The sequence below is a fragment of the Faecalibacillus intestinalis genome (assembly GCF_015097455.1).
GTDB lineage: Bacteria > Bacillota_I > Bacilli_A > Erysipelotrichales > Coprobacillaceae > Faecalibacillus > Faecalibacillus intestinalis.
In genome coordinates this window covers 1,681,545-1,707,888 of the sequence record NZ_AP024085.1, presented here as the reverse complement: position 1 = coordinate 1,707,888, position 26,344 = coordinate 1,681,545, and the positions used below count along the sequence as shown (strand labels likewise).

The following is a 26,344-nucleotide window of genomic DNA, read 5'->3' as shown; positions in this document are numbered from 1 at the left end:
AAACAAAGATTTCAATTTTAAACTAGTGGAAACACTAGTTTTTTTCATAATTGATTGAAATAGAATAGGTAAATAATGTTCACTACAGAGTAAAAAACGGTTTTGATCTATCACTTGATAGATCACCTTCAAATCTTCTTCATTTAGCTCTAATGCTTGTATTTCCTTATTGCTTCTAAAATCTTCATACGATAAAAAATGTTCAATGAATAAATTTTCCATAGTTTTACGCCTCCATAGTTATATATATGAAAAAAAGATGGTTATTATGAATTAACCATCTTTAAAATTTCATCTTTGAGCGTTTGTACCATATCTTCTTGTTTAACTTTTTTAATAATTTTTCCTTTTTTGATCAATAATCCTTCTTTAACACCACCGGCAATACCAATATCAGCATTTTTAGCCTCACCTGGACCGTTAACTGCACAACCCATAATGGCTACGGTAATATCTTGATGGATATTATTTAAGAAATCTTCAATTTCTTTAGCGACTGGAATCAAATCATATTGAATTCTTCCACAAGTTGGACAAGATACAAGGGTAGGAACATTTTTAATTAACCCCAATTCTTTAAGCAATGTTTTTGCTACTTTAATTTCTTCTACAGGATAATCACTTAAAGAAACACGAATCGTATTTCCAATTCCTTGATATAATAAAGTACCAATACCTAAAGAAGATTTAATTGTTCCTCCAAGTTTTGTTCCTGCTTCTGTAACCCCTAAATGAAGGGGACAATCAAAGGTTTCACTAGCAAGTGTATAGGCCTCAATTGTAAGCATTGTATCGGAAGATTTTAAAGAAATACAATAATCATGGAAATCTAGACTTTCCAAAATATCAATATGTTTCTTTGCACTTTCAATCATTCCTTTAGCAGTAGGACGACCATATTTTTCTAAGATATCCTTTTCTAAAGAACCACTATTGACACCAATACGAATAGGAATATGATGTTCTTTACAAGATTCAACAACGGCTTTTACCTTTTCAATACTTCCAATATTTCCAGGATTGATACGAATTTTATCAATTCCTGATTCAATCGCAATCAAAGCTAAACGATAGTCAAAATGAATATCGGCAACTAAAGGAATATGCACTTGTTTTTTAATATCTGCTATCGCATATGCATCTTCTTTGTCAAAAACAGCCATTCTGACCATTTCACAACCGGCATCTTCCAATTCTTGAATTTGTTTAACGGTTGCTTCCACATTTTTAGTTTTGGTATTTGTCATGGATTGAATAATGACATGATTATTACCACCTAATGTTAAATTTCCTACTTGAAACGCTCTTGTTTCTTCTCTTTTCATTTCTATCACCTAATACTATTATAAATTATTTTACCAGCTTTTCAAATTCATTTAACAAATCTTCAAAATAATGGAAAGCATCATCATAAATAGCGTCATCTAAAGGATCAACACCCGCATGACTTAATAAGTCAACAGGAGATTCTTTTCCACCTGATTTTAAGAAGTTTAAATAACGTTCAACTTGTTGCGTGTCACCATTTAATATACGTTTAACGATAGCTAAAGCAACAGTCATTCCTAAAGTGTATTTATAAACATAATAATCATAATAGAAATGAGGAACATAATAACAAGACCAACCTACAAGTTCATCCATTTTTACATCTTCACCAAAGTATTCTTGATTCAATTTTGCATAAAGATCAGTCATGATTTTAGAAGACATGGGTTCATTGTTTTTAGCCATTTCATGAAGACGATGTTCAAAGTCCGCAAACATCGGTTGTCTAAAAATAAGACCAACACAGTTTTCTAATTGTTCATACATATAATAGGCTTTTTCTTCTTTTGATGAAGTATGATCCATCATATAGTTGATAAGTAAGGTTTCATTAACGGTTGAAGCGACTTCCGCTACAAAAATACGATAGTTACTATTAATATAGTCTTGATTATGGCTTGATAAATACGTATGCACACTATGACCTAATTCATGGATCATTGTTGATAATGAATTATAGTCACCAATAAAGTTCATTAAGATATAAGGTTGTGTTAAATAGCTTCCACTACTATAAGCACCACCACGTTTACCAGTAGTAGGGTAGTAATCGATCCATCTTTCATCTTTAGTACGGTTAATAATAGCTAAATAATCTTTACCAAAAGGAGCTAAAGCTTGATTGATGATGTCAAAGCATTCTTCAATTGTAAATTTTTTAGAAACACTTTTTACAAGAGGAACTGATAAATCATAATTATAAAGTTCATCTAGCCCAAGAATTTCTTTTTTTAAATGATTATAGCGATGGAATAAATAACGATATTCATTATTTGCTTTATCTAAAATCTTAAAAAATAAATCGGTAGGAACATCATCATTAAAAACACTTGCCGCAAGGGGTGAATCAAAATGACGAATATCACTATAAAAAGCATCTTTTTTCATAACCCCTGAAAGAGTTGAGGCAAAGGTATTTTCAAAACGCTGATATTCTTTAAAGAAATGATGGTAGGCCTGTTTTCTAACGTCTCTATTTTTATTCTTTAAAAATTCATTAAGTGTCGCTTGATTTAATATTTTCTTTTGACCATTGACTTCAACATCTTCAAATTCTAGGCGTAAAGAATCAAAAACTTGTTCTGCTAATTCAGAGATATTGTCTACTTTTGCAACCAATTCTTCTTGTTCTTTATCTAATAAATGAGGTTTAAAAGCTAAAGCATTTTTTAAAGAATACCGATAAGATTTTAAACGTTCATCTTTTAAATATTTTCTTACTGTTTCATCGTTTTCAACGATTTCATTATCAACAAATACAAGTTTAACACTTGATTGTTGAATCAGTGACATCACTGTAGCAAGCATTTTTTGATATTCTTGTTCTTTAGGTTCTACATCACAGTTTAAATGCGCAAAACAGTAAGCTTTACTTACAAGCATTGACATTTCATCACGCTTTGATAAAAAACGTAAAAGGATATCAACGCTTTCAGTCATTTTCCCTTTAAATGAAGTCAATTCATCAAGTAATTGTTGACTGACTTCTATATCATGATAAAACTCTTGAGGATCTTGATAAATTTTAGAAAGATCCCAAGTATATTTTTCTTCTATATCTTTTCTTTCCATAAATACATCTCCTTGTAATGTAAAAATATTTTACTCTTATTTTATTTCAAAGTCTATTAACATTATAATCAAGAAAAGAAAGAATAAACAAAAAAACCAGACATTTGTCTGGTTTCAATGATTAGATTGAGTTAACTAATTTAGCTAATTTAGATTTTTGTCTAATAGCGTAATTTTTATGATGGATTCCTTTGTTTACATAAGAATCTAATTTGCTAGAAGCGATTACTAATGCTTTTTCAGCAGCTTCTTTATTTCCAGCTTCAACTTCAGCTCTTACGTTTTTGATTGCAGTTTTTAAAGCTGATTTATAAGAAGCGTTTTTAGCTCTTTTTTTGTTATCGTTTTTATAACGTTTAATTTGTTGTTTCATATTTGCCATGATTTTTCACCTCGCTTTGCAATTTGCCACTTCATTATATATAAAAAGTCAAGGAATTGCAACAATTTTGTGTAATTTGTTGGAAATAAGGGAATAATTATGCAGGTGAGAATATGAATAAGTATAATACACATAGTGATTTAGCGAAAGAATCATTGGATTTATTAAAAGAAGGAAAACATTATCAAAGAAAGATTGAAAAAAAGGAGGACTTTTCAATTGAAACGTATGAATTTTTAGAAGATACGGAGTATTTAAAAAAAGGAAAGTATATTGAAATTTTTTTTAAAGATCATATTTCTAATATCAGTGAACAAATAACAAAAATATTAAAAGAAATGATAGATCAAAATGAATATCCTCGTATTTTAGTTACAGGACTTGGTAATCCTTATTTAACCAGTGATGCGATTGGACCACGTACTTTAAGAGATATTCGTGTCACGCATTATTTAGATGATAGTCTCAAATTAGAAAATCATTATTATGATATTTTATCACTTACACCAGGTGTGATGTATCAAACAGGAGTAGAAACAGTTGAAGTGATCCAGGCAATGGTCGATCAGTTTCAAATAGATTTAGTGATAGTTATTGATGCTTTATGTGCAAAAGATTATCAAAAATTAGGGCATGTTATCCAAATTAATAATGTCGGCATTCATCCTGGTAGTGGAATTGGTAATCACCGTCAAGCTATTCAAGAAGAAACCTTAGGCTGTCCAGTCATTGCGATAGGGGTTCCGACTGTTATTTATGCCAGTTCAATTGTTAAAGATGTTTTTCAATTAATGAAAGATTATTTTGGAGATGCTATTGATATAAAAAATAGATTAAAAATTGGGAAAAGAGAAAAATATGAAGGGACTCTTTCATCAAGTCAACAACGTTATTTATTAGGTCATATTGGGAGTCTTGATCAAGAGGAATTAGAATCTTTATTACAAGAAATATTGACACCGGTTGATCGTAATTTTGTGATGTCTGATAAACAAATTGATGAAACAGTTGAAAGGATGAGTGCTCTTCTAGCAAAGGCTCTGAATGACTTAAGGTATAATTCTTGATTTATTTCATATATTTGAATAAATACAAGGAGAGCGCCTATGAAAATAAAAGTATCTATTCAAATTATTTTCAAAATAATGATCATTGTTTTAATGATTATCTATTTACCTTCTTATAGTCATCAAAATGTGAAAGTTTTTAAAGCAATTTTAACAACGGAAGCCTTGCAGACAAGCGTGCCAGTTACCTCAAGTAAGAAAATTCATCTATATAATACACATCAAGGAGAAGAATATGTTGGATATAATGTAAAAGAGGGAGCAAGTTATTTAAAGGATTGTTTAACAAAAGAAGGTTATTTTTGTGATGTTGAACAAAATGATTTTGAAAACTATAAAAATATACATCGAATTGCATATAATCAATCTTATGTTGTTTCAAAGATGTATTTAGAAAATTCTTTAAGAGAAAATGGGAAATATGATTTAGTCATTGATTTTCATCGAGATAGCCTTGATAAAAAATATTCTACACTGGTTTATAATCAAAAAAGTTATGCTAAGATTTTGTTTGTCGTAGGAAAAAGTAGTGGAAAATTTGATATGGTCAATCAATTATCTACAGAACTTTCTAACAGGGCAAATGAGAAAGTGCCAGGATTATCTAAAGGAATTATGGTAAAGAAAAATCATTATAATCAAGGGATTTGTGATCATACGATTTTAATTGAATTTGGAGGACAAAATAATACGAAAGAAGAAGTCCAAAATACAATCGAAGTGATGTCTCAAGTAATTAAGGAGTATTTACAATGAAAGAACTTTTAATTGATTTTACAATGGTCGGTTTATTATTATTTTGTATGAATGGTTTGTTGAATAATCATTATATTCAAAATGAAATGGTTTCTAAAAATATTGTTGCTTTTGAACAAAATGTACAAAAACAAAAAGAAGTTAATTCAGATGAAGGTCTCTATGATAATCAAAAAGATAATACACTTTCTTTAATTGTTAAAAAGATAAGTCAAATTTGTATCCAAATAATTCAAACAATTGTCTTGCTTATCTCTCAATTTATTAGTAATATCTTATAGAAGGAAGTGAAAAGAATGAATCAATTAAAAATCGTATTTATGGGAACAGCAACTTTCTCTGAAGCTGTTTTAAAAAACTTAATTCAACATGATTACAACATCGTCCAAGTTGTTTCACAACCAGATCGTCGTGTTGGAAGAAAAAAAGAACTTAAAATGCCTGAAGTTAAAGTTGTGGCCTTAGAACATGATATACCTGTATTTCAACCACAACGTATCAAAGATGATTATCAAGCCATTATAGATATGCAACCTGATTTAATTATTACAGCTGCTTATGGACAAATGATTCCACAAGAAGTTTTAGATTGCCCACGTCTAGGATGTATTAACGTTCATGCGTCATTACTTCCAAAATATCGTGGAGGAGCACCTGTTCATTATGCCATTTTAAATGGAGATGAAAAAACAGGAGTAACAATTATGTATATGGTAAAAAAGATGGATGCAGGAAATATCATTTATCAAAAAGAAACACCTATTTCTAATGATGAAACAGTAGGAGAACTTTATGATCGTTTATCTATTTTAGGAGCTGAAGCGATTATTGAAGCAATGCCTGCTATTATTGAGGGGACAAATGAATCCATTCCTCAAGATGAATCAAAAGTAACATATTCTCCTGTTATTTCTAGAGAACAAGAAAAAATTGATTTCAATAAGCCAGCAGTAGAAGTTTATAACCATGTCAGAGGATTAAATCCTTGGCCTGGAGCTTATACAACGTATCAAGGAAAAACAGTAAAAATCTATCAAGGGCTTGTACATAATTGTCCAAATGCTATGACACATCATGCACATCAAGAACCAGGAACAATCGTGAAGATTTTTAAAGATGCTATTGGTGTAAAGGTACAAGATGGGGTTTATATTATTACTGAATTCCAATTAGAAGGTAAAAAACGTATGCTGGTAAAAGATTATCTTAACGGGCATAATATCTTTGAAGTTGATCAAAAGTTTGAATAGCGCTGAGGCGCTATTTTTTATATGTGACAACTTTTCGATAACCCGTCTGAAAATCAACTTCATTTTCTAAAGTTTCATGATTCTTTAAATGTTCAATATTTCTAATAACGAGTTCTGTATAATAATTTCTGACACTTTGCCAAACAAAACCACCTGAACTATGTGGCGTGATTAAAACACGCTCGTAAGTCCATAAAGGAGAAGTAGATGGTAAAGGTTCTTCTTCCACAACATCTAAACCAACACCATAAAGATGCCCTTGATTTAATACTTCTATTAAATCTTTATTACTGATGGCACTTCCACGACCAACATTGATTAAGATAGCATCTTTTTTCATTTTTAATAATTTATCTTTGTTAAAAATATGAATTGTTTCTTTGCTTTGTGGAAGTGATAAAATCACAAAATCGCTTTGTGGTAAAATTGTATCTAAATCATTGATTGTTGCGACTTCATCAACATAAGGAAGCTCCTTTTGGACTCTTCTTTTAATAGCGGTAATATGGCAATCAAAGGCTTTTAGTCTTTTCGCAATTTCATAGCCAATATCACCATAGCCAACAATACAAACACGACTATGATAAATTTCTTTTCCTTGTTTTGAAGGAAGCCAATTTCCTTCTTTCATTTGTAAAGCATACGTTTTTAAGTTTTTACAGAAAGTAATCATCATACCAATAACATGTTCACTAATGGCAATCCCATAACTTCCACTGGCATTAGTAAGTTTAGTGGTTTTATTTAAAATACCTTCTTTAATATATTGATTGCTTCCTGCACTATTAAGTAAGAGAGCTTGTAAATGTTCTTGATTTAAATTTAAATCAAGATGTGGATTTCCCACGATGACATCAACTTGATCAATATCTTCTTGAGTTGGTCTTCTTTTAATAAGAACAGTATCATTTATAAAATATTCTTGAATTTTTTTGATTTCAGCATCTTGTAATGGGGCACATATTAAGATTTTCATAAATCCACCTCCATAAACATTCTAACAAAAAAAGGATTAATTTTTCAAAAAAAGAAGATTTTTTTAATTATTATTGAAAAGATTTTATTGAACTAATGAAAGTGTTTTCAAATTAAAACAAAATATAGTAAAATAGAACTAGATTGAAATAAAGGGGAAAACAACAATGAGAATGGTTGATTTAATAGAATATAAAAAAAATAATGGTGAATTTAATCACCAACAAATTCGATTTATTATAGATGGTTATGTTGAAGGAAGTATTCCTGATTATCAAATGTCTGCTTTATTAATGGCTATTTGTTTTCAAGGTTTAACATTAAAGGAAACAGCCTTACTAACAAAAGTTATGGAAGAAAGCGGGGATATTATAGATTTATCCAAAATAGAAGGGGTTAAAGTTGATAAACATTCAACAGGTGGTGTTGGTGATAAAACTTCACTTGTTTTAGGGCCTATTGTGGCTGCCTGTGGTGGTAAAATGGCTAAGATGTCAGGAAGAGGTTTAGGGCATACAGGTGGTACGCTTGATAAGCTTGAATCAATTCCAGGTTATCAAATTAATATTTCAGAAGAAGATTTTATTAATCAAGTCAATGAAATAGGACTAGCTATTATTGGTCAAAGTGCTTCACTTGTACCTGCTGATAAAAAGTTATATGCTTTGCGAGATGTTACAGGAACAGTTTCTTGTATACCTTTAATTGCTTCTTCTATTATGTCTAAAAAATTAGCGAGTGGGGCTGATACGATTTTATTAGATGTTAAATATGGAAATGGTGCATTTATGCAAACCATTGAAGAAGCTAAAGAACTTGCTCAAACAATGATTTCTATTGGAAAGCATTGTCATAAAAATACGAGAGCGACAATTTCAAGTATGTCACAACCTTTAGGAAATGCAATTGGGAATAGTTTAGAAGTTATTGAAGCTATTGAAACCTTGAAAGGAAATGGCCCTGGAGATTTAAGAGAACTTTGTTTAAATGAAGGTAGTGAAATGCTTGTTCAAGCAAATCTTTATCCAAATAAAAAAGAAGCGTATCAAGCTTTACAAGAAGTGATGGATAATGGAAAAGCTTTAGAAAAATTTAAAGAAATGGTCAAAGCTCAAGGTGGAGATGTTTCATATATAGAAAATACTGAACTATTTGAAAAACCAAGTGCTATAATAGAATTAACTTCAAAGAAAACAGGTTATATTCAAGCATTAGAAGCAAAAAAATTAGGAATTGTTTCGATGAAACTTGGTGGTGGTCGTATGACAAAAGAAGAAGATATTGATCATGCAGTGGGACTTGTTTTAAATAAAAAAATAGGGGATCATGTAGATATTGGTGAAAAATTATTAACTATTTATGCAAGAGATGATTTATCTCCAGAATTGTTAGATGAAATTTATCAAAGTTATACAATTGTTGATGAATTTGTTGAAAAACCTATTTTGATTGAAGAATTCATGAAGTAGAGGTAAGCACAATGAAATATGTATTTTTTGATATTGATGGAACAATTCGTGGTAAAAGTAGAGAGATTACTAAAAGAAATAGAGAAGCCATTTGTAAGCTAAGAGAAAATGGACATAAAGCTTTCTTATGTACAGGAAGAGCGCCTGTTTCAATTACTCAAGACATTTTAGATGTTGGCTTTGATGGAGTGATTTCAGCGGCTGGAAGCTTTATTCAAATTGATGGAAAATATATTTATGAAAACTTTTTAGATAGTAAACGTCTTCAACAAGCCATTGTTTTATTTTCTAATGCGCAGGTAGGTTTTACACTTGAAACCAAAGATGAACTTTTTCAATCAGGTTATGCTAGAGAATATATGGAAAGAAGACAAATCAAAGATACACAAGCCAATCCAGAACTTGCACGTTTCTTTGAAAAAAGAAATCAAGCTTTTAAACCAATTACAGAATATAATCCTGGTAAAGATAAAGTGACTAAAATTGTTTTTATTGCATATGATAAATATGCATTGCTTGATACAGTTCCTCATTTAAGTAAAGATTTTAATGTGGTTTTATTTTCAAATCCAGAAGATGATTTTATTAATGGGGAAATTATTTCAAAGAATTGTACAAAAGCAGATGCTATTGAAAGAGTGATCGATTATTATCATGCAAGTATGGAAGATACGATTGCATTTGGAGATAGTATGAATGACTATCAAATGATAGAAAAAGTAAATAAAGGAATTGTTTTTGAAGGTGCTAAAGAAAAATTATTAGATATTTCTTATGATACTTTTATTGATCCAGATCAAGATGGGATAGCTTTAAGTCTTGAAAAACTAGGTTTAATAAAGAAAGGATAGGTACGTATGGGAAATGTACTTCTAGCAAGAATACTTGAATACTTTAATGGAACATTGTTTTTAGATGATAATTATCGTTTTTGTGTATTCTTTATTGAAAACTATATAGATTTTTATAAAATGACTTTAGAAGAAGTGGTTGAAAAATCAAAAATTTCTCAAGAAGCAATTTTAAACTTCTTAAAACATTTAGGATTTGATGACTATGCTTCTTTTCAAGATCAACTTTATGCGGATGTTATTTTAAGACAAGATCAAATTCGTTCAAGAATGTTAGGATTAAAGATGGATGATTTATTTAAACAAATTCATTTATGTGATGATCAAGATAAATTTATTTGTGATTTGGATCATATTTGTCATGATATTTCTGCTTCTAAAAGAGTGGTTATTATTGGGGCACTTTATCCAATATCGATTGCTGTTGAATTTCAAACAGATTTGATTACTTTTGGAAAACCAGTTTTCCAATATCATTCTTTTGATAATCAACTTATCTTAAATAAAGATGATTATGTCATTTTTGTTTCAGCAACAGGAAGAGCTTATGATGCGTTTATGGAGCAACATCAAGGTTTTGATATTAATCGTTCACAATTCTTACTTATTACCCAAAATAAAAAGTATAAAAGTCAAATTGGCGAAGAACGTGTGATATATGTAGCAAGTTCAAGATATGATAGTATTGATTTTAACTATCGCTTGATGTCAATCTTTGATATTATGCGTGTTACTTATTATAAAAAATATCATTTTATTTAAAGGAGGGGCTTATGAATATACTACTTTCTAGAATATTAAAATATTTAAATGGAACATTATTTTTAGATGACGCTTATCGTTTTTGTGTATTCTTTATCCTTCATTATCAAGATTTTGACAGTTATACGATTGAAGATATTGCTGGTGAATTACAAACAACACCTGAAAGTATTTTAAACTTTTTAAAATACTTAGGTTTTGATAATTATCTTTCTTTTATAGAAATTTATCAACGACATAAACAAGTACGTTTTGAACAAATTCAAGAACGTATGAAAAATATACATGTTTCTTCATATGTTGAACGTATTAAAGTTTCTAATGATAATGAAGCTTTCTTAAAGAAAATTGAAGAAGTATGTACAAAAATTCATGATTCAAAACGTGTAATTTTAGTAGGTGCTCTTTACCCGATGTCTATTGCCGTTGAATTTCAAACAGATATGATTTCTTTTGGTAAAACAGTACTCCAATATCATACGTATGATAAAGATATGATTTTTAATGAAAATGACTATGTTATCTTTATTTCTTCATCAGGAAGATCATTAGAAGGTTTTATGTATACGCGAACAAATCTCTCTTTACAAAATACAACTTCTTTACTTGTTACTCAAAATCCAACCTATGCAAGAAAGAAACTCACAACTGATACAATTCAAGTACCAGGAAGATTTGATGGCATTAATTTCAATTATCAAATAATGACAATTTTTGATTTAATACGCGTGATGTATTATCAAAAATATATTGAAAATGTACCAACAAATCACTAATTATCAACCTTATAATGAACAAGAAGCAAAAGACAAGGAACTTTTATTAAAAGTTCTTAAACAAAAAGATGTTTTGACAAGAGAAAATGAAGTAGGGCATTTTACAGTTTCTTGTTGGGTTTTAAATCAAAATCATAATAAGGTTTTAATGTGCTATCATAAAGTTTATAATTCTTGGTCTTGGTTAGGTGGACACGTAGATGGTGAGAAGAATTTTAAAAAAGTTGCTTTAAAGGAAGTACAAGAGGAAAGTGGATTAGAAAATGTATCATTTATGAGTGATGATTTATTTTCTTTAGAAGTATTAACAGTAGATGGACATGTTAAAAGAGGAAAATATGTTTCAAGTCATCTTCATTATAATGTGACTTATTTAATGGAAGCAAATGATCAAGATGAGTTAAAGATTAAAGAAGATGAAAATAAGGGACTTCGATGGTTTAGTTTTGAAGATGCTTTAAAAGCATCTACCGAACCATGGTTTGTTGAAAATATTTATTCTAAACTTAATAGTAAAGTAAAAGACTATCTTAAGCGATAGCCTTTTTTAGATTCTCAATATCATCATTATTTGGATGCTTGAGTGCTTCATAATAATTATCAATTAATAAATTTATATTATCTGGAGCATGATTTCCTTCTTTTAACTTTAAATATCTTTGTAAGACAGTTTCAGGCATCTTTCCTTGGCACATAAAGCTTCCTATAACTTCATTACTTTCATCAATACTTTCTTTAACTTTATCAATGATTTTTTTAAAATAATTATCGCTTTTACCAAAACCAGCGGTACCAAATAAGAAAATCTTTTGATGATGTAATGTTTTTAAATAATCTAAAGCTTCTTTACTAGCGTTACCTTTATCAGTCCAAAATCCTACATAGATAATATCTGAATTTTCAACATTCTTTTTAATAGCTTGAGCTAAAAGTTGGGTATTACCTGTTTGACTAAAATAAATCAACATATTTTATTTAACAACTCCTTCTACTCTTGTAATTGGCATAGCAAAAGCAATACCTGTGTTATGATTTTCTAAACCACCTAAAGCTTTATCAATGGTTTCAAAAACAAGATCAACTTGTTCGTCTTTAATAATGAAAAACATTGTTTTACTATCAGGACGAGCTTGTTCAAGAAAAAGTCTCAATGAACCTAAAATATAACTTTCATCACTTTCTTGAATATAAGAAATCATTCCTTGAGAATCAATGATTGTTCCACCACTTACTCCTGCTTTTTTTAGTTTAGTTAATAAATCTTGTAATAGTTCTGTTTTATGTAAAACAACAAATACAACTTGCATCATGGTCACCTCTTAATCTTATTTTACACTTATTTTTCTTTTTGAAAAAGAATTATTTAAAAGTTTGAATATGCTGATAAAGAGCACCAATTAAATTTGCATCGTTTCTAAATTTACAAGCAACAATTTCAGGATGATAAACATCAAAACCTAAATGTTCATAGATTTCATCTAAATTTTTATTAATCAATTCAATTAATAAAGGTTGAGCAGAAATACCGCCACCAATAGCCACCTTTTCACAATCAAAAATAATGTGTACATTAAAGATTTGAGTTGCGACTTCCTTAGCAAAAGCATCGATTCCTTTAATGACTTTTTCATTACCCTTATTAGCCATTTCAAAGATTTCAATTCCAGTATATTCTTTGTCTGTTTCAAGGGCTTCTTGAACACGTTGTAATAACCCAGAAATACCATTTCTCGTACTCCAAGCATGATTCCAACTAATAGGGTCTAGATTATTGGTCTTAATAAAAGAAAATTCACCCGCTGAAAAATGTTTTCCTGTATGAACTTTATGATCTTTAATCAAACATCCACCAATCCCAGTTCCTAAAATAACCACAGCGCCATCTTGAATATCTTGGAGATTTCCAAAACCAATTTCCGCATTAGCAGCACATTTAGCGTCATTACCAATTGTAATATTTGTTGGACAACGCTTCTTTAAAACTTCTACAGTTTCTAATTTATCAATATAACGTAAAGCACCACCAGTATATTGATAGCCTCTTTCAGGATCAATGATACCAGGCATAGAAAGGGCCATACCATTGATTTGATCTTGAAATTGATCATAGATTTTTCCAATTGTTTCAATAAAGTTTTCAAGGGTATCCATAGGAGTTGGTACACTTGATTTTTCTAAAATAGTTAAATCTTCTTGCATTAACGCATACTTGATGGCACTGCCACCAACATCTAATGTTAAATATGTTTTCATAAACTTCCTCCCATATATTATTATATAATAGAAGGAATGAAATGGGTATCATTTTTGTTTATTCATATCTTTTAAACAAGGTCCTTCAATAAGTTTTCCATAACAATCAAAAATAGATTGATGACAGGGACAATGCCATATTTGATGTTTTTCATCAAAAGAAAGTAGACCTTTTAAATGAGGACAGTAGGGAGAAAAATAATGATAAATACCTTGCTTATCTAAATAAACAGCATAGAGTTTATGATTGATTTTCATTAATCCTCCTTGACCTCTTTGTAAATTTTTCTTGGTATGAAAATGAAATTTGACATAACCAAGATAAAGATGATGAAGCATTTGTTTCAAATATATTTTAGAATAACTTAAAGAATAATAATGACATGAAAATAAGGAGAGATAGGCATTATCGTTATTTAAATAAAGATCTTTAATGATTTTAGATGCTAAAAAAGAATTTGTCATACCCCATTTTTGAAAACCATAAATAAAATATTCATGTTCTTTATAACGCCCCATGTAAGGAATACCTCTTAAGGGAATCGTATCTTGTGCAAACCAATCTTTACTCTTAGAATTAATAACTAAAGCATGATTCTTTAAAGGACGATAACTTTCTGTAAGATCGATAGAGAGGGTACATTGATTTCCTGTTCTTTGTTTTAAATCAATACTTTCTAAAGATTGAAACATTTTTAAAAAGTAGAAACCTTTTTTTATAAAAGGATAACGCGAGGCATGAATGAGATCTTGGCAGATAATACGATGTCCTTGTACATAGACAAGAAAATCGTTTTTTCTTTTTATAATTTTATCAACACGACTATGTTCATAAAATTGAACATTTTTCTTTTGACAACATTTCACAAGATGATAGAGATATTTTAAAGGATGAAAGATATATTGATGATGCAAACTGATTGTTTTTAAATGTTTTTGATTGTCAAAAACAGTTTCACCAAAGAATTGTAAATAATGTTGTTCTTTTTCAAGTTTTTCAACATTTTTTAAATTATCAGTATATAAAGACATCGTACATTCTTTTAAACAACAATCAATTTTTTCTTTTTCAATTAAATCTTTAATACCTTTTATTGCTTCTTTTTGACTTTGATAGTATAGATAAGCTGTTTCAATATTATAATGTTTAACAAGTTTTTGATAAATAAGATCTTGTAAAAGAGTAATTTTAGCCGTTGTACATCCACTGGTATGACAACCTAAAAGATCCTTTTCAACAACAGTTATTTGTTTATCTGTTTCTTTTAATTGATAAGCGCATGAAATGCCGGATAGACCACCACCAATAATAAGAATATCGGTTTTTATATCTTTATTTAATTGTTTAAAACAAGGATGTTGACTTGTCTTTTGCCAATAAGATTCATTCATAAAATCACCTGCTTTATTATGAAACAAAAACGCATTTTTTATACAGAAAATGATATAATAAGCCAAAAGGATAAAAAAGATTTATAAATTTTGGAGGTATACATGAATATAACAGTTTATTTAGGGGCAAGTAATGGAAATGATCAAAACCTTATTTTAGCATCAAGAGAACTTGGTAAGTGGATTGGTGAAAATGGACATACACTTGTTTATGGAGGTTCTAAATGTGGCTTAATGGGAGAATTGGCTGAAAGTGTATTAAAGGCAAAAGGAAAAGTCATAGGAGTTGAACCACAGTTTTTCATTGATGCTGGTTTTGATTATCCTGAAATAACTCAATTAATTGTGACGCAAGATATGAGTGAAAGAAAGGCAAAGATGATTGAATTAGGAGATGCGTTTATTGCTTTTCCAGGAGGAACAGGAACGTTAGAAGAGATTACAGAAGTTATGTCTAAAGTCTCATTGAAACATTTAAAAACACCTTGTATGCTTTATAATTTAAATGAATATTATGATGATTTAAAGAAACTTTTAAATAAGATGATTGCTTTTGATTTATCATCTAAGGAAAAACAAGAAGGTATTTATTTTGTGGAAAATTTAGAGGGAATAAAAGAAATATTAAAATAAGAAGATGTTTCTAAAAAAGAAAATCGATGAAAATGATTTTCTTTTTTTACAAAATCAACTACAATAAAGGCATTGGAGGATTATTATGAAAGTACTAGCAAGTGATTATGATGGAACATTATTATTTAATGAAAAGTTTAAAGAAGGGGATTTAAAGAAAATCAAGGAATTTCAAAAAGTAGGCAACTTATTTGGTTTATGTAGTGGAAGACCTTTTAAAGGTATTTACGAATTTTGTAAGCCTTATATTGATTTTGATTTCTATATTTTATGTACAGGAGCACTTGTACTCAATAAAGAAAGAGAAGTTATTTATAAAAGTACGATTTCTAAACATTTATTACATAAATTTTATGATCGTTATCAAAAAAATTATGATATTTTTATTCAAGCTAATATGCAAATTTATACATTTTTAAAAGAAGACTTAGGTTCAATGGTTAGACAAGTTATTACTTCTTTAGATGAAGTAGAAGGAGATATTTATGGTTTATCCATGAATGCGAAAACGGATGGAAACGCGAGAAAAGTATGTCTTGATATTGAAGAACATTTTCCTGAATTAACAGCACATCAAAATAAAGAATATATTGATATTACTGAAAAAGGATGTTCTAAAGGTTTAGGAATTTTAAAATTAAAAGAATTACTGCATTTAGAGGAAGTTGCCGGAATTGGGGACTCGTATAATGACATTCCTATGTTAGAAACCGTGGATCATTCTTTTACTTTTCCAACATCACCAGAAAGTTTAACATCGATTGTTGATGATGTAGTTGATAGTGTGGAAGAAGCGCTTGATATTTTAATGAAAGAATAATGAAAATATTACAACAACTTAAAGAAAATCATTATACTGAATCAGAACAACAAGTCATTGATTATTTATTAGATCATTTAGAAGATTTAACTTTACTTTCAATCAATGATCTAGCAAAAAAGAGCTATACTTCAAATGCCACGATTATTCGTTTATGTCATAAAGTAGGCTATCAAGGGTATCGACAATTTAAATTGGCTTTATTACAGGAACTTGAAGCTAATAAATATATGGTCAGTCAAGTAGACTATACAATCCCATTTCAAGTTAATGAAACAAGTGAACAAATCATTCAAAACATGTTTTCTCTTTATCAAGAAAGTATTCAACAAGTCTATCATCATTTATCTATTGAGACCTTAAATAAAATAGCAACATTGATGGTACAAAAGAAAAGAGTTTTTATTTATGGTTATGGCGATAGCCAAATAACAGCAGCAAACTTTATTAATAAACTAGCAAAGCTTAATTTATTTCCTGTCTTAGCAACTCAATATGGGGAAGAAATCTATATTTCCAAACAATTACAGCCAGGAGATTTTGCTTTGTTTATCTCTTATAGTGGAGAAAATACATCCCTTTTAGAATGTATGAAAATCTTAAATCAAAAAGGAATTCAAACAGCTTTGGTTACTGCTAATCCTCAAAGTCCACTTGTTGTTTATAGTCAATATCAGATTATGATTCCTGACTATGAAAAACAAAATAAAATTGCAACTTTCTATTCTCAACTTGCCTTTATGTACATCTTAAATAATTTACATGCGCTTATTTATCATCTTAAAAATAAGTGAACCAAAAGTTCAGTTTAACTGAGCTTTTTTTCATTTACCTTGAACCTTATTTCCATAATGAGATGCATCTCTTAAAAAGAGAAAGAAGATATGTTATAACAAAATTGAGGTGAAAGAGATGACAAAAGAAGAAGTCTTACAATTAGAAAAAGAACTTTCTTTTCAAGAATTCAATAATCATGATGCCTATCAATTAGGACAAATCATTGTAGATCATATTGAAAAGAATCATTTAAAAAATGTTAGAATCCGTATTGTTTTAGATAAAGATATTGTTTTTCAATATTTAATGGATGGTAAAAAAGGAGTCATTTGGCTTGATCGTAAACAAAAAACAGTTGAAAAATATGTACATAGTAGTTATTACATCTATTTAGAAAATGAAGAAAATGGAACGTATCAAGAAGATGAAAAAGATGAAAGTCTTGTTATTTGTGGGGGAGGTTTTCCTTTAATTATTCGTGGTGAATTAAGAGGAAGCATTCTTGTTTCAGGGCTCGTCCATGATGAAGATCATCAAGTCATTGTTGATTGCTTAAGGAAAATAAAAGATGAAGGCACTTGCAAGTGATATAGATGGCACACTTGTTTTTAATCAACAAATAAAAAAACAAGATAGAAAGGCTATTGAAAAGTATCAAAAAGAACATCTTTTTGGAGTATGTAGTGGAAGACCTCGATGTGCCCTGTTTGATTTAGAAAAGCTAAAATTAGATTTTTATATTCTTTCTTCAGGAGCAGAAATCTTAGATAAAGATTTAAATATCATTCAAGATTTTCCAATGAAAAAAGAAATCGTTCAACAAATCTTTAATGAATATCATCAACATGCACAAATCATCTTACAAACAGGAAATGCAGATGTTTTTTATACAACCCTTAAAGAAGATTATAATCCTAAATTAAAAGTCATTTCTTCTTTTAAAGAAGTAGAGCATGAAATCATCTATGGTATATCGCTTATTTTTAAAGATGACAAAACGACTAAGAAAGCATGTTTTGAAATTAATCAAAAATATCATGAAATCGAAGGTTTTCAAAATAGAAACTCTGTTGATATTGTAAGAAAAGGATGTTCTAAAGGAACGGGAATTAAAATCATTAAAGATCATTACCGATTAGAAAAGATAGCAGGAATAGGGGATTCCTATAATGATTTACCGATGTTGAACGTCGTAGATACAGCCTTTACTTTTAAAACATCCCCTCAAGAAATAAAAAAACAAGTACATTATTGTGTTAATGATATTGCAGAAGCAATAGCGTTATTGGAGGTAGAAAAATGAATTTTGGAATTATAGGTTATGGAAACATAGCGCGTAAGTTTGTTAAAAGTATTACTTATACAAGTGGGGGAAGAGTGCATGCCATTGCCTCACATTCTTTAGATGAAAACGATAGTTACTTACAAAGTCATCCTTTAGTTAAACTTTATCGTGATTATGAAGAAATATTAAAAGATGATGATATTGAAGCCGTTTATATTGCAGTACCTCACTATGAACATAAAAAATGGATTATAGAAGCCATTAAACATCATAAAGCGGTTTTATGTGAAAAACCACTTGTTTTAAAAAGTGAAGATATTGATGAAATTAATCAATATGTTAAAGAATATCAAGGCTATTGTTTAGAAGCTTTTAAAACAAAGTTTAATAATGGTTTTAATCATTTAAAAGAAGATTTAAAACTGATTGGAAAATTAAAATCAATTGAAGCAAACTTTTGTTTTGATGGGACAGATAAAAAAGATTCTTACTTGTTTGATCCAAAACAAGGTGGGGCTTTAAATGATGTAGGAAGTTATGTCGTTGGTTTTGTCCTTGCTTTAGTGGATGCACCAGTTGAAAGTGTTGAATCTCATATTGAAAAAGAAAATGAGATTGAAATGAATTTTAAAGCAACTTTAAATTTTAAAAATGAAGTTCAAGGAAAAGTAGAAGGTTCAATTAATTATAATAAAGAACGTTATGCTTTAATTAAAGGAGAAAAGGGAGAAATCTATGTTCCAATGTTTAATCGTGTGGTTGAATATACAATTCATTTAGAAAATGAAGTTATGCAAAAAACATATCCAATTGAAGGAGACGATATGACTTTAGAAATACAAGCTTTGATTAATCATAATCAATCAACACATACATTACAAGATTCAAAAAAATTACAAGAAACAATTGAAAGAATAAGAGAGGAAGCAAAATAATGAAACTAGGAATTTTAGGAACAGGAATGATTGTTAAAGATGTTCTTACCATGTATCACGAGCTAGGTGTTGAAAAGACTTATCTTTTTTCAACAAAAAAATCAAAATCACAAGCATTAGAACTTATGAAAAAATATCATTTAGATAAAGTTTATACAGATTATGATGAATTACTTCAAAGTGATGTTGATACAATTTATTGTGCTTTACCTAATCATCTACACTATGAGTTTTCAAAAAAAGCTTTAGAAAATGATAAAAATGTCATTATTGAAAAACCAATTACAGCGAATAGTAAAGAATTAGAAGATTTAATTGAAACAGCCAATAAAAAGAATTTAATGATTTTTGAAGCTATGAATTTACATTACATACCTGCTTTTCTTTCATTAAAAGAAGATTTAAAAAAATTAGGAGATATTAAAATTGTTTCATTTAACTATTCGCAATATTCATCAAGATATAATGCTTTTAAAGAAGGAACAATTTTACCAGCCTTTGACTTTCATAAAGCTGGTGGTGCTTTAATGGATTTAAATGTTTATAATATTCATGCTTTAATCGATTTATTTGGTAAACCTGTTTATCATAAATATATGGCAAATATTGAAAGAAATATTGATACAAGTGGGATGATGTTGTTTGATTTTGAACATTTTAAAGCTTTATGTATTGGGGCTAAAGATTGTAAAGCGCCTTTAATGAATACGATTCAAGGAAACTTAGGAGCAATCGTTGTTAAATGTCCATTAAGTCAAATGACAGAATATGAAATCTGTTATAACGATGGGACAAGTGAAGTAAAATCTTTTGAAAAGAAACATCGTTTAATTTATGAATTTAAAGCATTTATGAAAATGATGGAAGAAAAAGATTATAAAAAACAACAAGAAATGTTAGAACTTTCTTTATTGATTTCTAAATTAATGGAAGAAGGTAGAATGCAAGAAGGGATTGTGTTTGATAATGATAAATAATAAAATTGTTTTAGGATATATAGGAAATGGTAAAAGTACCAACCGTTATCATTTACCATTTGTCTTACAAAGAAAAGATAAGTTTATAGTTAAAACGATTTATAATCCTCATATTCATCATGATGTATGGGATAAAATAGAAGGTATTAACTATACAGAAAATCAAGATGATATTTTCTTAGATGATGAAATTGATATGGTGGTTGTTTGTACAGCTCATCATTATCATTATGAATATACTAAAAAAGCACTTGAACATAATAAACATTGTTTATGTGAAAAGCCTTTTATGGAAAATAGTCAGCAAGCTAAAGAAGTCTTTGCTTTAGCTAAAGAAAAAGGACTTTATTGTTCTGCTTATCAAAATAGAAGATATGATAGTGATTTTTTAACAGTACAAAAAGTGATTGAATCAGGGAAATTAGGGGATTTATTAGAACTTGAAATGCATTTTGATTACTATCGTCCTGAAATTCCTGAAAGTGTAGATCATTTTGATCCAGCAATGTCTTATCTTTATGGACATGGATGTCACACTTTAGATCAAGTCATTTCATATTTTGGTAAACCAAATGATATTCACTATGATGTAAGACAACTTTTAGGAACAGGGCGTATGAATGATTATTTTGATCTTGATCTTTATTATGGAACATTAAAAGTATCCGTTAAATCAAGTTACTTTAGAGTAAAATCAAGACCTTCTTTTATCGTTTATGGTAAAAAAGGAATGTTTGAAAAATATAGTAAAGATCGACAAGAAGAACATTTAAAACTTTTCCATATGCCTACTAATAGTGATTTTGGAAAAGATCTTCCTGAACATTATGGAACTCTTACTTATTATGATGATGAAGGCATTTATCATGAAGAAAAAGTTCCAACAGTTGACGGCGACTATGCACGTGTGTATGATGGTATCTATGATAGTATTGTTTATGGTAAGGAACAAGTCATCCAACCATGGCAAACAATTCTACAAATGGAAATGTTAGAAACAGGAGTAAAGGATTTAAAATAGTATGAAAAAATATTTTTTCTTTGATATTGATGGTACACTTACAGATTTAAAAACACATCAAATTGTACCAAGTGCCAAGATTGCATTAGAAAAGCTAAAACAAGCAGGACATTTTGTTTGTTTAAATACGGGAAGAGCGCATTATAAAGCGGAAAAAGCTAGATTAGAGTTTAATTTTGAACATATGGTTTGTAATGGGGGTAATGGGATTGTTCTTGATGGAAAACTGGTTGAAAATATTCCTTTAGATAAACAAGGAGCTTTAAAAATCATAGAAGAAGCTAAAGAAAAAGGAATTGGGTATTTAGTTGCTATTAATGATAGTCAAGAAGTTTATGGGGAAAATGATTTATTTATTCAACAAGTAGGTTATCGTAAAGAACCGACAACGTATATTCTTGATAAGGAATTTGATTATAAACAAGTTGATAACTTTTATAAAATCTATCTTGCTTTAGATGAAAAAGAAGAAGCTTCTTTTAAAAACAAAGATCAACTTGGTTCCTTAAGATTTGAAAAAGAATATCTAATGTTCCAACCTGATAATAAAAAAGGCGGTATCTTAAAGATGATGGAAATTCTCCATGCTCCTTTACAAGATGTTGTCGTCTTTGGTGATGATTATAATGATCTAGATATGTTTGATAAAGACTTATGGACATGTGTTGCTATGGGGAATGCTTGTGATGCTTTAAAGGAAAAAGCAACCTATATCACTGATAACAATGTTGATGATGGTATTTATCATATCTGTGAAAAGATGAAATGGTTTTAACTAAAAGACAAGTCGCTATGTGCAGTGACTTGTCTTTTATAATGCATTTAAATTGAATGAAAAAGAGATTTGTCTTCCTGTTTTATTTCTAATTATATAGTTATTTTTTTCTAAAATACCAATACGATGAGAAATGGTAGATGTTGATAAATGTGTAAGTTCAACAAGTTCTTTTATAGAAAAATTATGGTTGTTTATTTTAATTGATTTTACCTCAATAACATTGTGTAATTCTTTTATTAATGAGAGTAGTGCACTTTTAATTATTGTAACAAGTGTTTTGATTGTTTGTTTAAAAATGTTTGGTGAAAAAATAAGAATTGAAAGTATTATCATATGTTTTTTATCATTAGTTATAGATATTGTTTGTAATGTTGTTTCTTTGATTATTGGTCGAATTGCGAATTATTTTATAGGCACTCAATTTATTCAAATGCCTGCTATGACTGTCTTATCTAAGATATTGTATTTAATAGCTGTACTTGCTTTTTTAAAGAAAAAAACATCTTATAAAAGTCAATTAAATTCTAAAAGATGGCTAACATTAATAATAGTTATTTCAATATTATTTATTGTTGCATATATTTTGGTTACAAGTTATGTTTTTGATAATGTTGATACGCTTGTAAACTTATTTTGTACAGCTTTGATTTTTATAGCTATAATATTAATTCTTAATATCTATGAAAAAATTTTGGAAGAAAACGAAGAATCGACGTGTATTCGTTTAAAAAATGAAGAAATAAGATATAAGAAAGAAAATGAAAAAGTACTTTCTAAAATGGCTGAGGATATTTATCGATTAGAACATAATTTAAGATATATTTTGATGCAAGTTAAAATAAATGAAGAGAATAAAAAGTATGATGAAAATATTGAATTGATAGATCAGTATATTCGTAACTTTGGAAAATTTAAAGCCATTATTAATACTGATAATCCTTATTTTGATTATTTTATGAATCAAAAAATCAATGATTTAAGTAGTAATGGTATAGATGTTCATACATCAATTAATATATCTCATTCAGATTATTATTTAGATAGAGAATATGTAGAATACTTAATTAAAATGATTAACATGTTTAAGCCGAAGGTTACACAGATTACAATCAATGTTTATGAAAAACAGGAATTTAATATTATAGAAATATTAACATCAAAAAATATAGAACTAAAAATAGATAATTCAATTAAACAACTAGCACAACATTTAGATGCTCAATATAAAAATACTCAAGATGATAATATTTGCATTTTTAAAAGCATTCAATCAATGAAGTAGGTTCAAATGACCTGCTTTTTTATTTTCGTGCCATAAAAGTCACTTCCATTCCAGAAAGATATTAAATGTAGGAAAAATAAATAAAATAATAAGTGTAGAGAGGAAATATAGAAAATATTTCAAAAAATGCTTGAGTATAAAGTGGCTCTATAGTCTATGGTAAAGGTGTCAAGGGAGGAAAAGACTTATGGAAAAGAGTAAAAAGACTTTAAAAATGTTAGGAATTTGTATTATTGGACTTGTAATTGTGGTAGCTGTAAATATGTTGAGGAAACCAGAAGATCCGTTTGGAAATCCTAAAGATGTAGGGTTTAGATATCAACATATAGAAGAAAAGAATCTATTAAATAATTCTGAAAATGATACGTATTTTGTATACTTCTATGAAACAGGAAATGAACAATGTGAAGAAGTAAATGATGATATCAAGAAAACTTTAAGCGGACATTCAAATCTTTATTTTTTCAATATTGAAGATACTACATTAAAAGCAGGAAAGAATTTTGATTATAAAAATGTTACAGATTATAAAGATATCACAGTAAAACAAGTACCAATGCTCATTCATGTAGAAAACAAAAAGATTGATCATGTTTATTACAAAGCAAGTGATATTAAAAAAGCATTAGAATAGTAGGTGAAAGTTATGTTGAAGTTTGCATTAGAAATGTTGTGGACGGAAAGAAAAAAGACTTATGGTTTAATTATTTCTATTGTTACAACACTGGGTATTTGTTTATTGTTTTTACATTTTATTGTAAATCCTTATCTTGCTAGAAAGGTAACCTATGATGATATGCTTGATTTTAGTGAATCTTTCTGCATTATGCTGATGGGATTATTCATTTTAATGGTCTGTGTTTCGTTAATTTGTTATTCATGTAATTATTATATGAAACTTCATGCTAGAGAAATAGGAATGCTTAAAATGGCAGGATTTAATCAAGGTAAAGTAGTGCTTTATCAATTGATTCAAATGATGATGGTTATGGTTATTTCAATTGTGATAACGTGTTGTTTATCATTCGTGACAACACCCATCTTTTTAACGATTGTTTATCGTTATTGTCACATTTATCAAAGTGTTTTCTATTTTAACTTTAAGTTGTTTAAGATGTTAGGAATTTTAGTTGTTTGTATTTTAGTTGTTTTAATTGCTATGCAAATCAATTACATCAACAATAATTCATTATCATCACTTATTAAAGATAAATATATTACAACACAAAAAGAAGATCATCGTGTCTTTATCATTCCTGATTATATTTATATCTTAGGTTATTTCTTAGGACTTTATGCGATGTATGTAGGAGAAGAATTAGATGCAGGATTTGCGATTGCTTCTTGTATTGGGGCTATTAGTGCTTATGGTTTGTTCTATTACTTTATTCCTCATACTTTAAATGAAATGGTTGATTCATTGAATCTAAAAGGCGAAGATACGATTGTTTTAGGTGATTTGGCTCTATTTATGCAACAAAGCAAACTATTAATTGTCTTTATTATGTTAGCTGTAATTTTAATACCAACATTTATTTTCTCATCAATTCATATGAAGATGTTGCATATTGCCTTACACATAGGAGCTGTTTTAATTAATTTTGTTTTATGTTTAAGTGTTGTTAGTCGTTTTGATATTGATGCTTTAGAAAAGAAAGAACATTTTAAAAACTTATGTAAGATGGGACTTACAAATAAAGAAGTTAAGAAGATTTCTTATAAAGAAGGAAATGGCTTTTACTTTGTTTTATGGATCTTTGCTGGTATTTATATTTTAAGTATTGCTTGTACGTTTTTAATTCGTGCATCGATTGATTTAGGACTTGTTGGTATTGTTCTACTTGAATTTATTGTTCCTTATGGAATGGCTGAGTTCATTGTTTATTTAAAGAAAAGAGGTCAAAATTATGAGTTACATGGAAATTAGAAATTTAAAGAAAGTTTATAATCCTTATGGTGTTCATCCTAAGGTGGCTTTAAATGGGTTAGACTTTAAAGTAGAAAAAGGTGATTTTATTTGTATTATGGGAGCATCAGGCTCTGGAAAAACAACACTTGTTAACATTTTATCGACAATTGATGAAGCAACAAAAGGACAAATTCTCTTTAATCAAAAAGATTTACTTTTATTATCGGAAAAAGAGAAAGCAAAATTAAGAAAAGAAGAAATTGGTTTTATCTTTCAAAATTATAATCTTATTGAATCACTAACAATCAAAAATAATATTTTATTTTCACCTAGACTCAATAAAGTCAATCAACAAACACAACTAGAAAGGCTTCATGAACTTACAAAAATGTTAAATATTGAAGAAATCATTGATAAATACCCATCTCAATGTTCAGGAGGACAACAACAAAGAGCAGCAATTGCGAGGGCACTGATCAATGAACCAAAGATCATCTTTGCGGATGAACCAACAGGAAATCTTGATAGTTTAAATGCTAGAGAACTGATGGAATATCTTGTTAAAATTAATAAAGAAAAACATACAACGATTATTATGGTTACTCATGATAGTTTTGTGGCTTCTTATTCAAAGAAAGTTTATTATATGAAAGATGGTCACTTAGATTTATCAATTGATTGTCTTAATAAAACACAAGATGATTATTATAAAGATATTGTTAAAGTAACAACACAAATGCATTTATAGAAAACAGGAGCAATCCTGTTTTTTTGGACTAAACGTCCATTGAAATAGTAAAAAGAGAAAGATAAAATAAGTATAAGAAATGAGACATTTGTGAGACAAATTTGAGACAAACTTGGGACAAATATT

The 26,344-nt window shown here is 28.7% G+C and carries 30 protein-coding genes; 22 read left to right on the top strand and 8 right to left on the bottom strand.

What is annotated here, in order from left to right:
• Window positions 1-266: 266 nt before the first annotated feature.
• The 3 genes from ispG to rpsT all read right to left on the bottom strand — a co-directional run bounded on the left by ispG (window position 267) and on the right by rpsT (window position 3,502).
• Window positions 267-1,325 carry a flavodoxin-dependent (E)-4-hydroxy-3-methylbut-2-enyl-diphosphate synthase gene (gene ispG, locus Fi14EGH31_RS09275; protein ID WP_107029036.1) on the bottom strand — a complete coding sequence of 353 codons (1,059 nt, stop codon included), beginning with the start codon at window positions 1,323-1,325 and terminating at the stop codon, window positions 267-269.
• Window positions 1,326-1,350: 25 nt separating this feature from the next.
• Entirely contained in the window at window positions 1,351-3,120 is a 1,770-nt protein-coding gene (gene pepF, locus Fi14EGH31_RS09270; protein ID WP_200764727.1) for an oligoendopeptidase F, read from the bottom strand.
• Window positions 3,121-3,241: 121 nt separating this feature from the next.
• On the bottom strand, window positions 3,242-3,502 hold the full coding sequence (gene rpsT, locus Fi14EGH31_RS09265) for a 30S ribosomal protein S20 (RefSeq protein WP_022002730.1): 261 nt from the start codon (window positions 3,500-3,502) through the stop codon (window positions 3,242-3,244).
• A 113-nt stretch (window positions 3,503-3,615) separates the two neighbouring features.
• Between rpsT and gpr the strand changes: the two genes are divergently transcribed.
• The 4 genes from gpr to fmt are packed head-to-tail and all read left to right on the top strand — an operon-like array spanning window position 3,616 to window position 6,575.
• Window positions 3,616-4,569 carry a GPR endopeptidase gene (gpr, locus tag Fi14EGH31_RS09260; RefSeq protein WP_117787322.1) on the top strand — a complete coding sequence of 318 codons (954 nt, stop codon included), beginning with the start codon at window positions 3,616-3,618 and terminating at the stop codon, window positions 4,567-4,569.
• A 39-nt stretch (window positions 4,570-4,608) separates the two neighbouring features.
• Complete coding sequence (gene spoIIP, locus Fi14EGH31_RS09255; protein ID WP_022002728.1) at window positions 4,609-5,325, top strand: stage II sporulation protein P; 717 nt, start codon at window positions 4,609-4,611, stop codon at window positions 5,323-5,325.
• Window positions 5,322-5,606, top strand: a complete 285-nt coding sequence (locus tag Fi14EGH31_RS09250) for a hypothetical protein (RefSeq protein ID WP_022002727.1) — start codon at window positions 5,322-5,324, stop codon at window positions 5,604-5,606. Before spoIIP ends, Fi14EGH31_RS09250 begins: the two co-directional genes overlap by 4 nt.
• A 15-nt stretch (window positions 5,607-5,621) precedes the next feature.
• On the top strand, window positions 5,622-6,575 hold the full coding sequence (gene fmt / locus Fi14EGH31_RS09245) for a methionyl-tRNA formyltransferase (protein ID WP_022002726.1): 954 nt from the start codon (window positions 5,622-5,624) through the stop codon (window positions 6,573-6,575).
• Between the two features lie 10 nt (window positions 6,576-6,585).
• Here fmt and Fi14EGH31_RS09240 read toward each other — a convergent pair whose 3' ends face one another.
• Window positions 6,586-7,551, bottom strand: a complete 966-nt coding sequence (locus Fi14EGH31_RS09240) for a D-2-hydroxyacid dehydrogenase (protein WP_117346759.1) — start codon at window positions 7,549-7,551, stop codon at window positions 6,586-6,588.
• Window positions 7,552-7,717: 166 nt separating this feature from the next.
• Here Fi14EGH31_RS09240 and Fi14EGH31_RS09235 point away from each other — a divergent pair, with 166 nt between their 5' ends.
• The 5 genes from Fi14EGH31_RS09235 to Fi14EGH31_RS09215 are packed head-to-tail and all read left to right on the top strand — an operon-like array spanning window position 7,718 to window position 11,949.
• The gene (locus tag Fi14EGH31_RS09235) at window positions 7,718-9,019 is read left to right on the top strand and encodes a pyrimidine-nucleoside phosphorylase (protein ID WP_118346644.1); all 1,302 of its coding nucleotides are present in this window, start codon (window positions 7,718-7,720) and stop codon (window positions 9,017-9,019) included.
• An 11-nt stretch (window positions 9,020-9,030) separates the two neighbouring features.
• Window positions 9,031-9,870 carry a Cof-type HAD-IIB family hydrolase gene (locus Fi14EGH31_RS09230; RefSeq protein WP_195932606.1) on the top strand — a complete coding sequence of 280 codons (840 nt, stop codon included), beginning with the start codon at window positions 9,031-9,033 and terminating at the stop codon, window positions 9,868-9,870.
• Window positions 9,871-9,876: 6 nt separating this feature from the next.
• A complete protein-coding gene (locus Fi14EGH31_RS09225; RefSeq protein ID WP_118346648.1) occupies window positions 9,877-10,632 on the top strand; it encodes a MurR/RpiR family transcriptional regulator in 756 nt (251 codons plus the stop codon).
• Between the two features lie 11 nt (window positions 10,633-10,643).
• Window positions 10,644-11,408: a MurR/RpiR family transcriptional regulator gene (locus Fi14EGH31_RS09220; protein ID WP_022002721.1), complete on the top strand. Its 765-nt coding sequence runs from the start codon at window positions 10,644-10,646 to the stop codon at window positions 11,406-11,408.
• On the top strand, window positions 11,389-11,949 hold the full coding sequence (locus Fi14EGH31_RS09215; protein ID WP_107029045.1) for an NUDIX hydrolase: 561 nt from the start codon (window positions 11,389-11,391) through the stop codon (window positions 11,947-11,949). The genes Fi14EGH31_RS09220 and Fi14EGH31_RS09215 overlap by 20 nt, the downstream gene beginning before the upstream one ends.
• Here the strand turns inward: Fi14EGH31_RS09215 and bilS are convergent.
• From bilS to Fi14EGH31_RS09195, 4 genes are read right to left on the bottom strand one after another with little or no spacing between them, the layout of a single operon-like run.
• Entirely contained in the window at window positions 11,939-12,376 is a 438-nt protein-coding gene (gene bilS, locus Fi14EGH31_RS09210; protein WP_022002719.1) for a flavodoxin family protein BilS, read from the bottom strand. The two genes, Fi14EGH31_RS09215 and bilS, sit on opposite strands and share 11 nt — an antisense overlap.
• Before the next feature lie 3 nt (window positions 12,377-12,379).
• Entirely contained in the window at window positions 12,380-12,715 is a 336-nt protein-coding gene (locus tag Fi14EGH31_RS09205) for a P-II family nitrogen regulator (RefSeq protein ID WP_107029047.1), read from the bottom strand.
• A gap of 52 nt (window positions 12,716-12,767) precedes the next feature.
• Entirely contained in the window at window positions 12,768-13,661 is an 894-nt protein-coding gene (locus Fi14EGH31_RS09200) for an ROK family protein (RefSeq protein ID WP_022002717.1), read from the bottom strand.
• 48 nt (window positions 13,662-13,709) lie between these two features.
• Window positions 13,710-15,053 (bottom strand): FAD-dependent oxidoreductase, encoded by a 1,344-nt coding sequence (locus Fi14EGH31_RS09195; RefSeq protein ID WP_022002716.1) that lies wholly within the window; start codon window positions 15,051-15,053, stop codon window positions 13,710-13,712.
• A gap of 102 nt (window positions 15,054-15,155) precedes the next feature.
• On the opposite strand from Fi14EGH31_RS09195, the gene Fi14EGH31_RS09190 reads away from it, so the two are divergent.
• The 13 genes from Fi14EGH31_RS09190 to Fi14EGH31_RS09130 all read left to right on the top strand — a co-directional run bounded on the left by Fi14EGH31_RS09190 (window position 15,156) and on the right by Fi14EGH31_RS09130 (window position 26,218).
• Window positions 15,156-15,686, top strand: a complete 531-nt coding sequence (locus Fi14EGH31_RS09190; RefSeq protein WP_022002715.1) for an LOG family protein — start codon at window positions 15,156-15,158, stop codon at window positions 15,684-15,686.
• A gap of 85 nt (window positions 15,687-15,771) precedes the next feature.
• Window positions 15,772-16,506: an HAD-IIB family hydrolase gene (locus Fi14EGH31_RS09185; RefSeq protein WP_117863916.1), complete on the top strand. Its 735-nt coding sequence runs from the start codon at window positions 15,772-15,774 to the stop codon at window positions 16,504-16,506.
• The gene (locus Fi14EGH31_RS09180) at window positions 16,506-17,300 is read left to right on the top strand and encodes a MurR/RpiR family transcriptional regulator (protein WP_200764726.1); all 795 of its coding nucleotides are present in this window, start codon (window positions 16,506-16,508) and stop codon (window positions 17,298-17,300) included. The genes Fi14EGH31_RS09185 and Fi14EGH31_RS09180 overlap by 1 nt, the downstream gene beginning before the upstream one ends.
• Window positions 17,301-17,418: 118 nt before the next feature.
• Window positions 17,419-17,871: a heme-binding protein gene (locus tag Fi14EGH31_RS09175; protein ID WP_118346650.1), complete on the top strand. Its 453-nt coding sequence runs from the start codon at window positions 17,419-17,421 to the stop codon at window positions 17,869-17,871.
• Window positions 17,852-18,586 carry an HAD-IIB family hydrolase gene (locus tag Fi14EGH31_RS09170; RefSeq protein WP_107029052.1) on the top strand — a complete coding sequence of 245 codons (735 nt, stop codon included), beginning with the start codon at window positions 17,852-17,854 and terminating at the stop codon, window positions 18,584-18,586. The genes Fi14EGH31_RS09175 and Fi14EGH31_RS09170 overlap by 20 nt, the downstream gene beginning before the upstream one ends.
• On the top strand, window positions 18,583-19,503 hold the full coding sequence (locus Fi14EGH31_RS09165; RefSeq protein WP_118346654.1) for a Gfo/Idh/MocA family protein: 921 nt from the start codon (window positions 18,583-18,585) through the stop codon (window positions 19,501-19,503). The genes Fi14EGH31_RS09170 and Fi14EGH31_RS09165 overlap by 4 nt, the downstream gene beginning before the upstream one ends.
• Complete coding sequence (locus Fi14EGH31_RS09160) at window positions 19,503-20,480, top strand: Gfo/Idh/MocA family protein (RefSeq protein ID WP_117574853.1); 978 nt, start codon at window positions 19,503-19,505, stop codon at window positions 20,478-20,480. Before Fi14EGH31_RS09165 ends, Fi14EGH31_RS09160 begins: the two co-directional genes overlap by 1 nt.
• A complete protein-coding gene (locus Fi14EGH31_RS09155; protein WP_200765387.1) occupies window positions 20,470-21,501 on the top strand; it encodes a Gfo/Idh/MocA family oxidoreductase in 1,032 nt (343 codons plus the stop codon). Before Fi14EGH31_RS09160 ends, Fi14EGH31_RS09155 begins: the two co-directional genes overlap by 11 nt.
• Window position 21,502: 1 nt before the next feature.
• Window positions 21,503-22,276 (top strand): HAD-IIB family hydrolase, encoded by a 774-nt coding sequence (locus tag Fi14EGH31_RS09150; protein ID WP_118346656.1) that lies wholly within the window; start codon window positions 21,503-21,505, stop codon window positions 22,274-22,276.
• A gap of 133 nt (window positions 22,277-22,409) precedes the next feature.
• Window positions 22,410-23,561 carry a hypothetical protein gene (locus tag Fi14EGH31_RS09145; RefSeq protein WP_118346657.1) on the top strand — a complete coding sequence of 384 codons (1,152 nt, stop codon included), beginning with the start codon at window positions 22,410-22,412 and terminating at the stop codon, window positions 23,559-23,561.
• A gap of 187 nt (window positions 23,562-23,748) precedes the next feature.
• Complete coding sequence (locus Fi14EGH31_RS09140; protein WP_118346659.1) at window positions 23,749-24,195, top strand: DUF6568 family protein; 447 nt, start codon at window positions 23,749-23,751, stop codon at window positions 24,193-24,195.
• A 12-nt stretch (window positions 24,196-24,207) separates the two neighbouring features.
• On the top strand, window positions 24,208-25,488 hold the full coding sequence (locus tag Fi14EGH31_RS09135) for an FtsX-like permease family protein (RefSeq protein ID WP_118346661.1): 1,281 nt from the start codon (window positions 24,208-24,210) through the stop codon (window positions 25,486-25,488).
• Entirely contained in the window at window positions 25,469-26,218 is a 750-nt protein-coding gene (locus Fi14EGH31_RS09130) for an ABC transporter ATP-binding protein (RefSeq protein WP_118346663.1), read from the top strand. Before Fi14EGH31_RS09135 ends, Fi14EGH31_RS09130 begins: the two co-directional genes overlap by 20 nt.
• Window positions 26,219-26,344: the final 126 nt, after the last annotated feature.

Coding starts and splice junctions, on each gene's coding strand:
- ispG (WP_107029036.1), bottom strand. CDS start 1,325: ATGAAAAGAGAAGAAACAAGAGCGTTTCAAGTAGGAAATTTAACATTA.
- pepF (WP_200764727.1), bottom strand. CDS start 3,120: ATGGAAAGAAAAGATATAGAAGAAAAATATACTTGGGATCTTTCTAAA.
- rpsT (WP_022002730.1), bottom strand. CDS start 3,502: ATGGCAAATATGAAACAACAAATTAAACGTTATAAAAACGATAACAAA.
- gpr (WP_117787322.1), top strand. CDS start 3,616: ATGAATAAGTATAATACACATAGTGATTTAGCGAAAGAATCATTGGAT.
- spoIIP (WP_022002728.1), top strand. CDS start 4,609: ATGAAAATAAAAGTATCTATTCAAATTATTTTCAAAATAATGATCATT.
- Fi14EGH31_RS09250 (WP_022002727.1), top strand. CDS start 5,322: ATGAAAGAACTTTTAATTGATTTTACAATGGTCGGTTTATTATTATTT.
- fmt (WP_022002726.1), top strand. CDS start 5,622: ATGAATCAATTAAAAATCGTATTTATGGGAACAGCAACTTTCTCTGAA.
- Fi14EGH31_RS09240 (WP_117346759.1), bottom strand. CDS start 7,551: ATGAAAATCTTAATATGTGCCCCATTACAAGATGCTGAAATCAAAAAA.
- Fi14EGH31_RS09235 (WP_118346644.1), top strand. CDS start 7,718: ATGAGAATGGTTGATTTAATAGAATATAAAAAAAATAATGGTGAATTT.
- Fi14EGH31_RS09230 (WP_195932606.1), top strand. CDS start 9,031: ATGAAATATGTATTTTTTGATATTGATGGAACAATTCGTGGTAAAAGT.
- Fi14EGH31_RS09225 (WP_118346648.1), top strand. CDS start 9,877: ATGGGAAATGTACTTCTAGCAAGAATACTTGAATACTTTAATGGAACA.
- Fi14EGH31_RS09220 (WP_022002721.1), top strand. CDS start 10,644: ATGAATATACTACTTTCTAGAATATTAAAATATTTAAATGGAACATTA.
- Fi14EGH31_RS09215 (WP_107029045.1), top strand. CDS start 11,389: ATGTACCAACAAATCACTAATTATCAACCTTATAATGAACAAGAAGCA.
- bilS (WP_022002719.1), bottom strand. CDS start 12,376: ATGTTGATTTATTTTAGTCAAACAGGTAATACCCAACTTTTAGCTCAA.
- Fi14EGH31_RS09205 (WP_107029047.1), bottom strand. CDS start 12,715: ATGCAAGTTGTATTTGTTGTTTTACATAAAACAGAACTATTACAAGAT.
- Fi14EGH31_RS09200 (WP_022002717.1), bottom strand. CDS start 13,661: ATGAAAACATATTTAACATTAGATGTTGGTGGCAGTGCCATCAAGTAT.
- Fi14EGH31_RS09195 (WP_022002716.1), bottom strand. CDS start 15,053: ATGAATGAATCTTATTGGCAAAAGACAAGTCAACATCCTTGTTTTAAA.
- Fi14EGH31_RS09190 (WP_022002715.1), top strand. CDS start 15,156: ATGAATATAACAGTTTATTTAGGGGCAAGTAATGGAAATGATCAAAAC.
- Fi14EGH31_RS09185 (WP_117863916.1), top strand. CDS start 15,772: ATGAAAGTACTAGCAAGTGATTATGATGGAACATTATTATTTAATGAA.
- Fi14EGH31_RS09180 (WP_200764726.1), top strand. CDS start 16,506: ATGAAAATATTACAACAACTTAAAGAAAATCATTATACTGAATCAGAA.
- Fi14EGH31_RS09175 (WP_118346650.1), top strand. CDS start 17,419: ATGACAAAAGAAGAAGTCTTACAATTAGAAAAAGAACTTTCTTTTCAA.
- Fi14EGH31_RS09170 (WP_107029052.1), top strand. CDS start 17,852: ATGAAGGCACTTGCAAGTGATATAGATGGCACACTTGTTTTTAATCAA.
- Fi14EGH31_RS09165 (WP_118346654.1), top strand. CDS start 18,583: ATGAATTTTGGAATTATAGGTTATGGAAACATAGCGCGTAAGTTTGTT.
- Fi14EGH31_RS09160 (WP_117574853.1), top strand. CDS start 19,503: ATGAAACTAGGAATTTTAGGAACAGGAATGATTGTTAAAGATGTTCTT.
- Fi14EGH31_RS09155 (WP_200765387.1), top strand. CDS start 20,470: ATGATAAATAATAAAATTGTTTTAGGATATATAGGAAATGGTAAAAGT.
- Fi14EGH31_RS09150 (WP_118346656.1), top strand. CDS start 21,503: ATGAAAAAATATTTTTTCTTTGATATTGATGGTACACTTACAGATTTA.
- Fi14EGH31_RS09145 (WP_118346657.1), top strand. CDS start 22,410: ATGGTAGATGTTGATAAATGTGTAAGTTCAACAAGTTCTTTTATAGAA.
- Fi14EGH31_RS09140 (WP_118346659.1), top strand. CDS start 23,749: ATGGAAAAGAGTAAAAAGACTTTAAAAATGTTAGGAATTTGTATTATT.
- Fi14EGH31_RS09135 (WP_118346661.1), top strand. CDS start 24,208: ATGTTGAAGTTTGCATTAGAAATGTTGTGGACGGAAAGAAAAAAGACT.
- Fi14EGH31_RS09130 (WP_118346663.1), top strand. CDS start 25,469: ATGAGTTACATGGAAATTAGAAATTTAAAGAAAGTTTATAATCCTTAT.